The sequence below is a fragment of the uncultured Roseobacter sp. genome, assembly GCF_947495025.1.
Classification (GTDB): Bacteria; Pseudomonadota; Alphaproteobacteria; order Rhodobacterales; family Rhodobacteraceae; genus Roseobacter.
Window position 1 is genome coordinate 141652 of record NZ_CANLXG010000004.1, and the last position, 14072, is coordinate 155723.

Sequence of the window (14072 nt, forward strand, 5' to 3'; positions counted from 1 at the left end):
GGGTGCAATTTTGATACCCGCTGGGAGCCGGTCAAAGGCAGTTCCGGGTCGCTCAGAATCTCTGCTTTGCGATCCAAGTGGCAATGTCCCGGATGTGCCAGTAAGGTTTGGGGGCGCTCAGTCAGGCAAAGCAAGATCCCAAAAAAATGATTTATCTCGTTATCCCTGTCGTTCTGTTTTTCATCCTGGGCGGTCTGGTTTTTGTCGGGCGCATGTCCGGATCCGGCCACCGGAGTGACGATGGAAACCCTGAGCCAGCACGCCGCGGCTGCCTTCTTGCCCTGGCAAGTCTGTTGCTGCGGCCAGTGCCGGTGATTTTCGCCTATTTCTATACTGGCTTTCTTTCGGCGGTCTTCGTCGCGTTGGTCATATGGCTGATCCTTCGTTGCTTTGAGATTTACAGCGGCAAAATCTGGAAAAGCGCGGATTTGCGGCTGTTGATATTACCGCTGGCTGCGGGTCTGACTTTGTTCACCGGAGATTTTCTGTACTTTCAGCTGCTTCCGAGTGCATGGTGCGTAATGACGGCTGCGGAGCAGTCTGCCGGGCTGTTGCTGAAGAAAGCTCATCTGTTTCCAGGTGAGAACGGCGACACAGCCTTTTCAAAGGACGAGTTAAAGCTGGCGCGTTTTGGCATCCTTGGTGCCAGCCTCATCGCCCTTCTGATAAGCGAATACTTTCGGCAGACCTTATCGCTTTCCAGCTGGATCTGGTATTATGGCTATCTGCGCCTTGAGCTTTTGCCTATCATGCTGGGATCAATCGCCCCCGCAATGGTCCGGATGATAAGAAGGTCAGAAAAGGAGGCAGGCTGACCTCGTGCACAGGCCCTGCGTGCTGGTACTGTTCCGCTCTGTTGTGCTTTTTCTTCCCTTTTCGGCGCGGTCGCTGACGTACATGCAGCGAAGGGCGACTTTGCTCTGCTCGGACAATCTTTCAGGCTGTTCAGCGGGGTGCAATCGTGGCTGAAACCACCGGGCGCCCGCTTCGGGCCCGTCGCATCGATTTTCTGACTGGCTGTGAAACCGCGGTTTCTGGCACGATGCGAGACTTCCCACGAGACTTTGCCTGAGAGAAACCAGTGAATTGTCTGCCGATTCGCAAGATGGTTTTTCATCTGCTGCATTCGTCTGAAACGTCGCCGTCTTTCACATGGACGCTGGTCTCTCCCAGCCAGAATTTTCGACCGCTGCAAGTGCAGGGAACAGAGCTTTGGCCATCAAATATCAAACAGAAAGGGGCCTATGGATGCACTGCCCGGCAACTTACCCGTGCGCTTGTCCGGACGACGAAAAAACATTTCATGTAACTTTCGTTGACATGAATAAATTTTCGTGTGAACTTAATTTACATGAAATTGGCTACCCGCGCATATGACAACTCAAAACGCCAGGCCCAGGCGGCCGAACGTCGCAGGAAAATCCTGAAATGTGCAGCAAAGGTTCTGGCTGACGCAACCAATGATGAGTTCCGGCTGGAGGATGTTGCGCAGGCCGCCGGTGTCAGCGTGCAGACCATCCTGCGCGCCTTCGGGAGCAAGGATGGCCTGACGGTTGCCACACTTGAAACCGAAGCACCCGATGCTGTTGATTTTTCCGCCTTTGCCAATATCGCAGCAGATGACATCGAACGCTGCATGTTGGAGATGTTCAAAATCTACGACAAGATCGGTGATCTGGTAATCCGCCTTCTTGCTGACGAGCACCGCTCACCGCAATTTCAGCAAGCCCTCGATGTCGGACGCGATTTCCACAAAGGACTGGTGACTGATCTCTTTGGCCCCCGCATTGAAAAGAAACCGGTCAAAGAGCGTCAGATCCTCTTTCACGCGTTGCTTGCCGCAACCGACATCTATGTTTGGAAAATTTTGCGCCGGGACGAGGCGCTCAGCCTCGAAGACTCCGTCGCGACAGTAGCTTTTACTCTCAGATCCCTTATTCAGGAGAAGAATTGATGACTAAATTCCTTTGGCTCAGCCATTCAAGCGGCGGGAATCTGCCCCCCAGCCTTGGCGTCGCAAGCGCCTTGCGCAAACGCGGGCATGAGGTTGTTTTTGCGACCAAACCCGACACAATCAGCCGCATCAGGGCCGAAGGATTCCGCGCCATTGGTTTCAGCAACGCATACACCCAGGTCGACAACTACCCTGATATGGGGCCGATGACGCGCGTAGCCTGTTCACTCACATCACCAGACGTCGCAGACGAAATAAAAGAGATTGTCGCGACAGAAATGCCTGACGCGATCATGGTCGACGCCATGTTTCCGGCGGCGCTGGACATTGCGCCGTCCTTTGGCCTGCCGACATCCGTATTCTGCCACACCTTTATCTGGCGCCAGCTTGATGAATGGCAGGGCATAATGACCAAACTCGGTCAGTTGCGTGCTGCTGCAGGCTTTGACCCACTGCCGGACATGCAAACGCTCTGGAAAGCGCAAACGCGCATGATCGTCACTTCGGTCGAAGCTTTCGACGACGCACCCCTGCCGGGCTGGGATCATGTCACCCATGTGGGACCCGTGCTGGATAATGAAACACCTGCACAGCCGATTGATCTGCCCTGGGCGGCAGACGATCCGACACCGCTGGTGCTGGTCAGCTATACCACTACCGAACTGGGGGCTCCGGAAAAAGTACAGACTGCACTGGATGCGCTTGGCGGTGTTGATGCCCACGTGGTAATGACCACAAGCATGGCCATTGACCCGGCCGCTCTGAAGATCCCTGAAAATGCGCATGTCGTACGATATGCCGACCATAATGCCATTCTTGCGCACGCCGCTCTTTGCGTCACCCACGGCGGGCACGGCACCATGATGCGTGCCTTTAAACACGGCGTGCCCATGGTGGTGATCCCCGGGTTTCCGCATGATCAGGCGCCAAATGCAGCATTGGTGGAGAAGATGGGTGTCGGTATTGCGCTTCCGGGTGATGCCGATGCAGCGGCACTGAAAGAAGCGGCAGTCCGGGCGCTCGGCAATCCGTCCTTCAGGCAGGCCGCGCAGGAACATGCAAAAGTCGTCTCGCCACTGGACGGGGCATCGGCAGCCGCATACATCATGGAGCGGATGGTGCCGGAAACACTACCAGCCTGATTTTTTCAAACCACCTAGTATTTCAGAAAGTAACCGGAGCATAAAATGCCTCAGATTCTGCAGATCGCGGCGATTGCCGCCGCCACGCTCGGCACTGGTGCGGCAACCCTTGTTGTCATGAACGACGACCTTCCCGATCTCACCGTGCCCGAAGGTGACTGGGCTGCGACGGGTGCGCTGGATGGTATGACATTCCGGATATCGGGTCGTGATCTGTCCAGCGGTGCAGAGCTTGAAGACGACATTATCTTTCGCGATGGCAGGTTCCAGTCGACCGATTGTGAGGAGTACTGCAACTTTGGCTGGTCTGAATACCAGACCAGGAACATCGACGGAGTGATCCACTTTACGACCACCACGATTTGCCCGGATGCCCCCCATACTGTCGTCTGGTATGGCACGGTGACAGGCGAGAACGTGGTTGTCGATGCGACGTGGACGACCCGCCGCTGGTACTGGACCAACCAGATCCCTGTCCGTGCCGCAGGCACCGCAACAGCGACCGGGGCGGTATCAGGTTAGGGACATGAGTGTGAACTCGCGGGCTCCGGCCCTGGCCGGCGTTATCGTAAAGACCGGCGCGCTGATCGCGTTGATTGTGCTGGCCACGTGGGGCGTGCATCTGATCCGGGAAGCACTGGACCTGCAGATCCGGCCTGACAACGAACAACACGTTCACAGGGCAATCATGATCGGTGCGGTGGCCTATATCGGGTTTCTTGCAATGCCGTTCGTGCCAGGAGCCGAGATAGGCCTGGCGCTGCTCGCCGGCTTCGGAGCACCGATAGCGCCTCTGATCTACGTCTGCACCGTTGCGGCCATGATGCTGGCCTTCACAATAGGACGTTTCCTGCCGGTCAGCGCACTGGAGCGGCTGTTGCAGGTCTTCAGGATGCAGCGCGCGGCCGCGCTGGTTGCCCGCGCGGGGCCGTTGTCGCAGGAAGAGCGTGTCGCGATGCTTCTGGAAGGTCAGTCAAAACGCGTTTTCCATTTCGCCATGCGGTACCGTTACATCGCGCTGGCGGTCGCCGTGAACATGCCGGGGAATTCAATTATTGGCGGTGGCGGCGGAATTATGATGATCGCAGGGCTCAGCGGAATTTTTAATCCGATCCCGACCCTTCTGACGATCATTCTGGCTGTTTCACCGGTGCCGCTGGCGGTTATTTTTCTGGGAACTGAATTCTGAGCTTCCCCGGCGCAATGCACAGCAGGCATTGATTTCGCGGGCAGAGGCAGAGGTGTCGGCCTGACCGGCACTGCGGTCATCCGTCGACGGGCATGTCTGATGGCAGTGAGAGTTCTCTCAACACAAAGATACGCAAACCGGCAAAACCGCTGTATGCTCCTTTTGCGTGTGTTCAGGGGGGGCGACATCGATGACCTATCAGGAAATGCTGAGTTCAGTGCTGATCCTGCCGGAGGGCGAGCGGCGCAGGCTGATGCGGGCCCACTGGCGGGATGCGTTTTCAGACGGCTTCATCGCTTATGTACAGAGCCAGATTGACGCGACCGAAGCCTACATCAGAGGCGAAAAACGAGGGCTGAGTGCCTGGCTTCCGGATATGGTTGAAGCGGTTTTTGTCGAAGGTAACAAAGTATACCTGGGCCAGCTGCTGACCGTGTGGGAAAGCATGAAAGTGGTTTACGCCCAGCTGCAGGCCGCCAGTGCCGAAGAGGGTAATCCGACGGGCATGGCCGCGCGGGCCAGCGGGTCGGTCATGCCGGCGGGGCAGGTGATCACAGGGGCGGGCGAATGCGCACGCTGCGGTGCTGCGGCACAGGCTGGCATCTGCGATGCCTGTGCTGATCACGACGCATTTATCGAGCAGGAGCATGTGGAATACGAGCGTCAGCTGAACGATCAGGAGTACTACCGGCAGCAGTATGACAACCATCAGGCCGACGCGAGTTACTACGACGGACAGTCGGATTTCTATAACAGTCAGTGATGTGCCCGACCGGGGTTTCAGGACCAGGCACGACTGGCAGGACAGCACACAAAAGCTTGCTTAATACCGCGTAGTCCGAAATCCTGCGGGGTGTCGCCGGCCGGCGCCCGGATCAGCAGGAGACGGACATGGACAACGAACAGCGGATCGCGAAAATCAACGAGTTGTCGTTGCATCTGCGCAGTATCTGGATCGGGCTGTTGCTGGCACTGGTTTTTGTGGGCATCACTCTTATGGGTCACAAAGACGCCGATTTTTTTGCTTTTGGCGCGGCAACGACCCTGCCTGTCGTAAGCGTCGATGTGAACCCCGCTGCTTTTTTTCTGGCCGCGCCTGTGCTGATCGCGGCGATCTATGTCTATCTGCATATCTTTCTGATGCCATTGTGGGATCATATCGGCGAGGCCGCGCCCACTAGTGGTTCTGGAGAAATGCCGCTGAGTGACCAAGTGGCGCCGACGATCTTTGCGCTTGCAGCCATCTGGTACCGGGGCCGGACGCGGGCGGACGGGTCCATGGCCCCGAGCGTGCTGGGCACGAGCATTGTGAGTATCGCGCTCGCTCTGGGCTGGGCGTTCGGGCTGTTTGTGCTGCTGGTGATCTGGATCAGGGGCATGCCGCTGCATGATTTTCCGATGACAGTCGTAGCCGCTGTTTGCCTCTGGGCGGCTGCAGTTGTCGGATTGTTGTCGCTGCGGTCTGCTGAGGGACGGATGCGGGGCGTGTCGCGGCAGTCTCTGGCTGGTATCGGGCGTCGCTTCTTTGTGGTTGCAGCCATTGTTCTTGTTACCTGCGTGCTGGTGTCCTGGGAAAGGACCAAAGGCGGCCTTCTTGCCTCGCTAGGCGTGCCCGAAGGTTTCCAGGTTCCGCTGGCGCAGGCCGATCTGCGCGAGGCAGAACTGACCAGGCGACCGGCTGACTGGCAGCCCTTTGAGCTCTGGGTGTCATCGGCAGGTCTCAGCGAGGATACTGACAGGGCACGCATTTCCGAGATTGAGCAACAGTGGCAGAACCGGCTTGACGCTCTGGAAGCGCCCGATCTTTCGGGCAGGGATCTGCGCGGGGCTGACCTGACCAACGCCTTTCTGCCGGGTGCCAGCCTGCGTGGTGCGGATCTGACCGGCGCGCAGATGCAGGGCGCGAACCTTTCTGGCGTAAATTTCCGGGGCAGTACTTTTGATACTGTTATTCTGCGGCATGCCTCGTTGCAGGGGGCCGACCTGTCCGGCCTCGGGATCATCAGGTCTGACTTTTCCTTTGCCGGTATGGAGTTTGGCAATGTGTATTCCTCGCGGGTTCTCGAAAGCGATCTGTCGCACGCGAGGCTGGACTATGCGGATCTGGGCGATGTCCTGTTTCTGGGCTCGGAGCTGGTGCGGGCGGAATTTTTCAGGAGTATTCTCGAAGGCGGCGTGGTGATCCGGTCCGATCTGTCGGGTGCTCGGTTTACCGGGTCTGACCTCTATGGGCTGCGGACAGGTGCCGCCCAGTTCACGGATGCGGATTTCACGGGTGCGGATCTGACCAGAAGCACTTTTCTCGAAAGCAATCTGACGATCGCAAAGCTTCGTGAAAACGTCGTTCTTGAAACCTGTTTTACGCTCTCCAACCTTGCCGGTGTGGATTTTGAGAACCCGATACCCGGACCGGATGCGGAATTTCATGAACCGTTCAGCTTTGCCGGGAGCAGCCTGACCGAAGCCCGGCTGAAAGACCTTTCCGGACTGCTGACACAGGACGTGATCGCAGAGGCTTTCGGGCGCTTATCCACAGAGTTACCGTCCGGCATCGTACCGCCGGCGCACTGGTCGGATGAACCCGTAGGTGGGCTTGGCGGGGGTGGGTCGTTCACACCGGATCCCCCCTGGTACGAACGTACACGCCAGGGGATCACAGCCGCTATGGCGGAGGACGATGCCTCAAACCGCACGGTCATCGTGGATGACGTCTGGAAGCGGTGGGTGAAATCTGTCCAGCCTGTTGAACCGACCGGCTATTTCTGTGACCCGGTCTATATCACGCTCGATCGTCCCGGTGGCGTTCCCCTGGAGGTGCCGGCGGTCGATTACCAGGGGCTGGAGGCCGATGTTCATCGCATTATGTCGCAGGAGTGGCTGGATGGGCCCGACGTAGAGTGGGCGGGCGCGGTGGACATAGACTGGTCCGCAGCCTCCGACACCTTCCCGGTTTTCGACCTGGTGCCGGAACTTGATGAAGCGCTGCAGGTTGCCCCCCCTGCCGACACGGTGTCTGAACCCCCTGACGAAGTCGGACCTGTTTCCCCCTGACGTCCGGCGCGAGTATAAGCCAGGTCTGGTTGTGATTTTGAAAAACCAAGTTCCCATGTTAGCGCTGTGGCGGGTCGTAACAGGGAGTGCCCATGAAACATCTGAAACTGCAGCTTGCTGGCCTGACTTTAGCGCTGGCTGCCTGTGGCATTGAGAACGCAGTCCTGGCGCCGCCACCCAATATCTACTCCACCGGTACCAACTATCCGACAAACAGCGTTCCCGTAGTCTTGCGCACTGTGACCCCGCGCATTTTCTATGTGACTGACCGGGCCCCTGAAAAAACGGGGACAGGTGGTCTGACGTATGGGTCTGAGCGGTCGGAAGCCATGGCCTTTGGCGCCGCGCAGGTACGCTTTGGTGCCAGCGACTGGCCGGATCTTGTGGCGCGTACCCACGTTGATGGCAGGCGCAACCTGTCTGATCTGAGTGTGGAGTCAGTCGAGGAAATTGTGCGCTTTCGCGCAGTTCCTCTGGCCACGTCGCGGACCGAAGGAGAGCTTATCTTTGATCCGGCGGAGAAAGCCGACTACGACAGCCGGGGCGTGGCTTTTCAGGAGGCCATCCGAAAAGAAATCGCCCGCACCGGAAACCGGCGGATTCTGGTATTCACTCATGGTGTGCGCAACGATTTTGACCGGTCCATCACGTCGCTTGCAAACATCTGGCACTATGTGGGACGGGGCAGCATCCCTGTTGCATTTGCCTGGCCTGCCGGAAATGGCGGCCCTCTTGGGTATTTCCGCGACCGCGAAGCCGGGGATTTCAGCGTTTTTCACGCCAAGGAGTTCCTGAGGCTGCTCGCAGAGATGCCCGAAGTAGAGGACATTGATATCGTTGCGCATTCACGCGGAACGGATGTCATGGCCAAAGCGCTGCGCGAACTGGTGATTTATCACCGGGGCCGGGGTAAGCCACCGAAAACGTCGATGAAAACCGGCACGCTGATCCTCGCGGCGGCTGATCTGGACACCGGCGTGGTGCGCCAGCGGTTGCAGGCTGAGCGCTTTTCTGAAGCATTTGAACAGATCAACATCTATATCAACCCGGCGGACGCAGCGCTGCGCCTGTCGTCCATTCTGACCAACGTGCCGCGGCTGGGATCTGCCACGTCTGATGTGTTGTCACCCGAGAACATTCAGCGGCTGGGCAAATCTGAACTGGTGCATTTCATAAGGGTAGAGAACATCAGCGGCCGGGGGCACTCCTATTTCAGAAGCAACCCTGCTGTGCTGTCCGATATTGTGCTTGCACTGCGCACGCGGGCCTTTCCGGGAGGGACGCTGCGCCCGCTTGAACGGGGAGACGACGGGTTCTGGCAGCTGCATCCCAACTATCCGCTGGAGCGTCTGCCAGACCTTGTGGATACATTTATCAGCGGCTCGGAGCGCTGAGACGTGCAGATGCAGGAGATGATCCGGCGGCACGCGCAGCCCGGGCGGCTTGAGGCCATTCTGCTGCGTACGGCGCGACGCGCTGAGATGAGCACCGTGGCTTCCGTCAGTACCGGTCCGCGTGGTCTGGAAGGTGATCACGGGTCATCAGAGAAACGCGCTGTGACGCTGATCCAGGCTGAACATCTGGCTGTGATCGGTTCGATGCTGGGAACTGGCCCGGTGGCTGCTTCAGTTCTGCGGCGGAATCTCGTTGTGTCGGGCCTCAATCTGGCTGCTCTCAGAGGGCGGCGCCTGCGGATTGGCGGCGCGGAGCTGGAAATGACAGGTATCTGTGCGCCCTGCAGCCGGATGGAAGAGGCCTTTGGCCCGGGGGGCTATTCTGCAGTGCGCGGGCTTGGTGGAATGTGCGCGCGGGTACTGACGCCCGGCCGTCTGACAGTCGGTGACAGCGTTGCACCGCTTCAGGACTCCGGGCATTGACAATGCGTGGCCGGCAACGTTCAACGGCGCAAACCGACGGTGGTGGCAGAGGCAGATGACGGGCGAGCGGTTTCCCATAGCGCGACAGGGAGAGGTGATCGGCCTGCTGGGCGGGTCATTTGACCCAGCACATGACGGCCACGTGCATATCACCCGCGAGGCCATGAAACGTTTCGGTCTGTCCCGCGTCTGGTGGCTGGTGAGCCCTGGAAATCCGCTCAAGAAGCGCGGTCCAGCACCGCTGGTGCAGCGTATGGAACGCGCGCGCGACCTGATGCAGCACCCGCGGGTGACGGTCACAGATATCGAAGCACGTCTGGGTACGCGCTACACAGCACGGACCATCCGCGCGCTGCAGGAACGCTTCCCGGGTGTCCGCTTTGTCTGGCTCATGGGAGCAGACAACCTCGCGCAGCTGCATCACTGGCAGGACTGGGAATGGATCATGCACAATGTCCCTGTGGGCGTTCTGGCCCGGCCCGGTGACCGGATTTCTGCGCGCATGAGTCACGCAGCCAGGCGGTTCAGAAATTACCGGATTGCCGGGCGGGCGAGCCATATGCTGGCGCAGACGGATGCCCCCGCATGGTGTTTTGTAAATGTGCCGATGGTGTCGCACTCTTCGTCCGAGATCCGCGCTGCCGGAGACTGGACCGCCTGACCCCGGCTCTGGCTTTTTCATGTTCTCCTTTGTGATGTCACAGACGGTTGTGCCGGCGTGCTGCCTGGGGTTAACTCGGCCAGATGAACCGTAAGGCAATCCATAACCTGACGCGCCGCGGACTGCTGGCAGGCGCTGCCGCGAGCCTCGCGGCACCCGTATTGGGACAGGGGCTTCTGACGTCACCCCGGCCGGTGTTGCGGGGCGGCCCCCGCCTGCCAGAAGCGGACGTTCTTGTGCGCGAAGCCGGTATCAGCGGGGATGTGGTGTTCGCTGTGGCAGATGCAACTACGGGCGAGGTGCTCGAGGCGCGGGGCAAGGATATGCCCATTGCACCGGCCAGCGTGACCAAGGCGATTACCGCGCTCTATGCTCTGGACGTTCTTGGCGCTAGCCACCGCTTCCGCACGCGCCTGATGGCGACCGGCCCGGTCACCGATGGGATTCTCGACGGCAATCTGATCCTTGCAGGCGGATGTGATCCGACCCTGGACACCCGTGATCTTGCGCTGCTGGCCGCCCGCCTAAAAGAGGCAGGTATCCGTGAGGTCCGCGGTGGATTTGTGGTCCACGAAGGACCAGTGCTTTCGGTACGCGCAATCGACCCGGGCCAACCGGACCACGTGGGGTATAACCCGGCGGTTTCTGGCATTGCACTGAACTTCAACCGGGTTCATTTCGAGTGGAAACGGGTATCGGGCGATTACACGATCACAATGGATGCCCGGACGGGTAAGTACCGGCCTGATGTGGATATCGCGCGCATGTCGATCGCGGATCGTGGTCAGCCGGTTTACACCTATCGGGACGCGGACGGGCGCGACAACTGGACCGTGGCGCGGGGCGCACTGGGGCGCGAAGGTGCACGCTGGCTGCCGGTGCGTCGGCCTGGGCTCTATGCGGGCGAGGTGTTTGCAACACTCGCTCGTTCAAACGGAATTGTTCTCAAGCCACCTGCGGTGATCAGCATTCTTCCACCGGCGAAAGAAGTGGCTGCTGTGGAAAGTGCTCCGCTCAGCGAAGTACTGCAGGGCATGCTGAAGTTTTCCACCAACCTCAGCGCAGAAATGGTTGGTCTGGCGGCGACCTATGCGCGGGCCGGACAGGTGCCGACACTCGCGGCCTCTGCGCGCGAGATGAACCGGTGGGCGCAGGAAAACCTGGGAATGGTGGGACCTGCCTTTGCAGATCATTCGGGGCTTGGCAGTGCAAGCAGGATCAGTGCCGTTGATATGGTGCGCGGGTTGAGTGCATTGGGCCATGCAGAGCTGCTGCGCCCGCTTCTGAAGCCTGTGAAGCTGCTGGACGCCGCAGGGCGCACAACGAACAACCATCCGGTTAAAGCCGATGCCAAGACAGGTACGCTCAACTTCGTCTCCGGCCTTGCAGGCTATGCCACAGCGACGGGAGGGCGCGAGCTGGTTTTCGCGATTTTTTCAGCAGACGAAGACATCCGCGCCAGTCTGACCCAGGACCAGCGAGAACGCCCTCCCGGCGGGCGGACCTGGGCAAACCGGTCGCGCCGCCTTCAGCGGCGACTGATCATGCGCTGGGGCTCGGCGTTTAACGAACGAACGGTATCGGCCAACAACTGATCCTGTTCTGGCCCGTCAGGTCAGATGCCGCGCGCGGGCACCGCGTTCGATGGCCGCGGCATGCAGACGGTCGAGAGACAGCTCATAGCGGATTTCTTCCAGCAGGCGCAGTTCTGCCTCGCCCAGGGTTCCGTCGGCGGCGGCCACGTCGCAGGCCAGCGCATAAGCGGTTTCGAAGAGGCGCTCGGGCAGGGCTTCGCGGATCAGGCCGAAAAGCGCGTCCAGCCCGTCTTCCTGCTCGAAGAGATCAAAGACAACCTGGCTGACGACGCTCATACGGTCGGGATCGTATTCAGCAAAGATCGGCAGCATCTGTACCGCCGCCTCGATCTTGACCAGTTCCGCCGTGCGGATATCCGCATCAGAGGCGGAGACGGCGATCATCAGGGCAACAAGACTGTCTTGCGCGTTAAACGCGTGGGCTGGGCTGTCGGGCACGGGGGTTTGCTTTCACTGGTCAGGAATGCAGCCAATTTATTGACGCCACCGGGCCAAGGCAATAGGGACGGGCAAAACCCTGCGCATGGGGCGCGGGGCAAAACCCCGGAGTGGATGATGTCTGAGACCCGTGACGCCGCGATGACCAGCAAAGCATGGCCTTTTGAGGAAGCACGCCGGGTGCTCAAACGCTATGCCAAGGCGCCGCCTGAAAAGGGCTATGTGCTCTTCTCAACTGGCTACGGCCCCAGTGGTCTGCCGCATATCGGCACCTTTGGCGAGGTGCTGCGCACAACCATGGTGCGTCGCGCGTTCGAACAGATTTCGGACATTCCCACGAAACTGATCTGTTTTTCGGACGATCTGGACGGGATGCGCAAGGTGCCGGGCAATGTGCCCCAGCAGGAAATGCTGGCAGAGCATATGCACAAGCCGCTGACGGACGTGCCGGACCCTTTCGGCACCCATGAGAGCTTTGGCCATCACAACAACGCCATGCTGCGCCGGTTTCTGGACACTTTCGGGTTTGACTATGAGTTCTATTCCGCGCGCGAGTTTTACCGCTCCGGTCAGTTCGATGAGGTGCTGAAACGCGCGGTCGAGCGTTACGATGACGTGATGAAGGTGATGCTGAAGTCCCTGCGAGAGGAGCGTCAGCAGACTTATTCCATTTTCCTGCCGATCCATCCGGAAACCGGCCGGGTGCTTTATGTGCCGATGAAAAACGTCGATGCGGTCGACTACACAATCACTTTTGATGATGAGGACGGGCGCGAATGGACGCTGCCGGTCACAGGCGGGAACGTAAAACTGCAGTGGAAGCCTGATTTCGGCGCGCGCTGGGCGGCGCTGGGCGTTGATTTCGAGATGTACGGCAAGGAGCACGCCACCAACACCGCGATTTACGACCGGATCTGCGAGATTCTGGGCGGCAAAAAGCCTGAGCATTTCAGCTATGAGCTGTTTCTTGATGAAAACGGACAGAAGATTTCCAAATCGTCCGGCAACGGAATTTCGATCGATCAGTGGCTCAGCTATGCCAGCACCGAGAGCCTGTCGTACTTCATGTTCCAAAAGCCAAAAACCGCCAAGCGGATGTATTTTGACGTGATCCCGAAGGCGGTGGATGAATACCACCAGCAGCTGCGCGCCTTTGCGACCCAGGATATAGTTCAACGGTTGAACAATCCGGTCTGGCATATTCATTCCGGCGATGTGCCGACATCAAATATGGTTGTGCCTTTCTCGATGCTGCTGAACCTCGCAAGCGTGTCGGCGGCAGAAGACAAGTCGCAGCTTTGGGGTTTTATTAAGCGCTATGCTCCTGAAACCAATCCGGAAAACAATCCGGATATGGATGCAGCGGCGGGTTTTGCCGTGCGCTATTTCAACGATTTCGTGAAGCCCGGAAAAGTATACAGGCTGCCCGATGATACCGAGCGCGAGGCGCTGCAGGATCTGCGTGATCAGCTGGTGGCCTACGATGGCCCGGCCGATGACGAAGCGTTGCAATCCATTGTCTATGCCTGCGGGCGCGAGCGTTTCGATCCGCTGCGCGGCTGGTTCACGGCCCTCTATGAGGTGCTGCTGGGCGCGAGCCAGGGCCCCCGGTTCGGCGGCTTTATCGCGCTCTATGGGGTAGACGAGACGGTGGCGCTGATTGATGCTGCGCTGGCCGGTGAGCTGGTAAAAGACGCCTGAAACACTTGCCGCGCGCCCGCCGTGACTTACCCTGAGACGTGTATCAGGGGAGACATGCCATGCGTTCAGGGATCTTTGCGGTCATCGCCAGCCTTATTATGACCTGTGCGGCTCAGGCCGAACCTGCGGACATCGAGGCCACAATTGACCGGCAGTTGCAGGCGTTTCAGGCGGATGACTTTGACCGCGCCTTTACCTTTGCCAGCCCGAACCTGCAGCGTCTGTTCCAGTCGCCGCAGAATTTCCAGCGCATGGTCACGCAGGGCTATCCCATGGTCTGGCGGTTCTCCGAGTTCCGGTTTCTGGAACTGCGCGAGGAGAGTGGCGCGTTCTGGCAGCGGGTGATGATCACGGACGAAAAAGGTACGGTGCATATTCTGGACTACCGGATGCTGGAAACGGCTGAGGGCTGGCGCATCAATGGTGTCCAGATCCTCGACAGCTCGGAAATGAATGCCTGAGCG

At 59.1% G+C, this 14072-nt stretch carries 14 protein-coding genes; 13 read left to right on the plus strand and 1 reads right to left on the minus strand.

Annotated elements, in window-relative coordinates; genetic code table 11:
- The first annotated feature begins 311 nt into the window (after positions 1-311).
- From Q0792_RS18140 to dacB, 11 genes are all read left to right on the plus strand, one after another.
- Positions 312-815 carry a hypothetical protein gene (locus tag Q0792_RS18140; RefSeq protein ID WP_298844152.1) on the plus strand — a complete coding sequence of 168 codons (504 nt, stop codon included), beginning with the start codon at positions 312-314 and terminating at the stop codon, positions 813-815.
- A gap of 536 nt (positions 816-1351) precedes the next feature.
- Positions 1352-1954, plus strand: a complete 603-nt coding sequence (locus Q0792_RS18145) for a TetR/AcrR family transcriptional regulator (protein ID WP_298844154.1) — start codon at positions 1352-1354, stop codon at positions 1952-1954.
- Positions 1954-3096, plus strand: coding sequence for a nucleotide disphospho-sugar-binding domain-containing protein (locus tag Q0792_RS18150; RefSeq protein ID WP_298844157.1), 1143 nt, complete (start codon positions 1954-1956; stop codon positions 3094-3096). Before Q0792_RS18145 ends, Q0792_RS18150 begins: the two co-directional genes overlap by 1 nt.
- 45 nt (positions 3097-3141) lie before the next feature.
- A complete protein-coding gene (locus Q0792_RS18155; RefSeq protein WP_298844160.1) occupies positions 3142-3618 on the plus strand; it encodes a hypothetical protein in 477 nt (158 codons plus the stop codon).
- Positions 3619-3622: 4 nt separating this feature from the next.
- On the plus strand, positions 3623-4285 hold the full coding sequence (locus Q0792_RS18160) for a hypothetical protein (protein WP_298844163.1): 663 nt from the start codon (positions 3623-3625) through the stop codon (positions 4283-4285).
- A 190-nt stretch (positions 4286-4475) separates the two neighbouring features.
- Positions 4476-5048, plus strand: coding sequence for a hypothetical protein (locus Q0792_RS18165; RefSeq protein ID WP_298844166.1), 573 nt, complete (start codon positions 4476-4478; stop codon positions 5046-5048).
- A 128-nt stretch (positions 5049-5176) separates the two neighbouring features.
- Entirely contained in the window at positions 5177-7336 is a 2160-nt protein-coding gene (locus Q0792_RS18170; RefSeq protein WP_298844168.1) for a pentapeptide repeat-containing protein, read from the plus strand.
- Between the two features lie 92 nt (positions 7337-7428).
- A complete protein-coding gene (locus Q0792_RS18175) occupies positions 7429-8730 on the plus strand; it encodes an alpha/beta hydrolase (RefSeq protein WP_298844171.1) in 1302 nt (433 codons plus the stop codon).
- Positions 8731-8739: 9 nt separating this feature from the next.
- Positions 8740-9213 (plus strand): MOSC domain-containing protein, encoded by a 474-nt coding sequence (locus Q0792_RS18180; RefSeq protein WP_298844174.1) that lies wholly within the window; start codon positions 8740-8742, stop codon positions 9211-9213.
- A 55-nt stretch (positions 9214-9268) separates the two neighbouring features.
- A complete protein-coding gene (locus Q0792_RS18185) occupies positions 9269-9874 on the plus strand; it encodes a nicotinate-nucleotide adenylyltransferase (RefSeq protein ID WP_298844177.1) in 606 nt (201 codons plus the stop codon).
- A gap of 83 nt (positions 9875-9957) precedes the next feature.
- Positions 9958-11469, plus strand: a complete 1512-nt coding sequence (gene dacB, locus Q0792_RS18190; protein ID WP_298844181.1) for a D-alanyl-D-alanine carboxypeptidase/D-alanyl-D-alanine-endopeptidase — start codon at positions 9958-9960, stop codon at positions 11467-11469.
- 15 nt (positions 11470-11484) lie between these two features.
- Here dacB and Q0792_RS18195 read toward each other — a convergent pair whose 3' ends face one another.
- A complete protein-coding gene (locus tag Q0792_RS18195) occupies positions 11485-11853 on the minus strand; it encodes a tellurite resistance TerB family protein (RefSeq protein ID WP_367276789.1) in 369 nt (122 codons plus the stop codon).
- Between the two features lie 171 nt (positions 11854-12024).
- Here Q0792_RS18195 and Q0792_RS18200 point away from each other — a divergent pair, with 171 nt between their 5' ends.
- Both Q0792_RS18200 and Q0792_RS18205 read left to right on the plus strand, forming a co-directional pair.
- Entirely contained in the window at positions 12025-13608 is a 1584-nt protein-coding gene (locus Q0792_RS18200; protein ID WP_298844187.1) for a lysine--tRNA ligase, read from the plus strand.
- Between the two features lie 59 nt (positions 13609-13667).
- Entirely contained in the window at positions 13668-14069 is a 402-nt protein-coding gene (locus Q0792_RS18205; RefSeq protein WP_298844192.1) for a DUF4864 domain-containing protein, read from the plus strand.
- Positions 14070-14072: the final 3 nt, after the last annotated feature.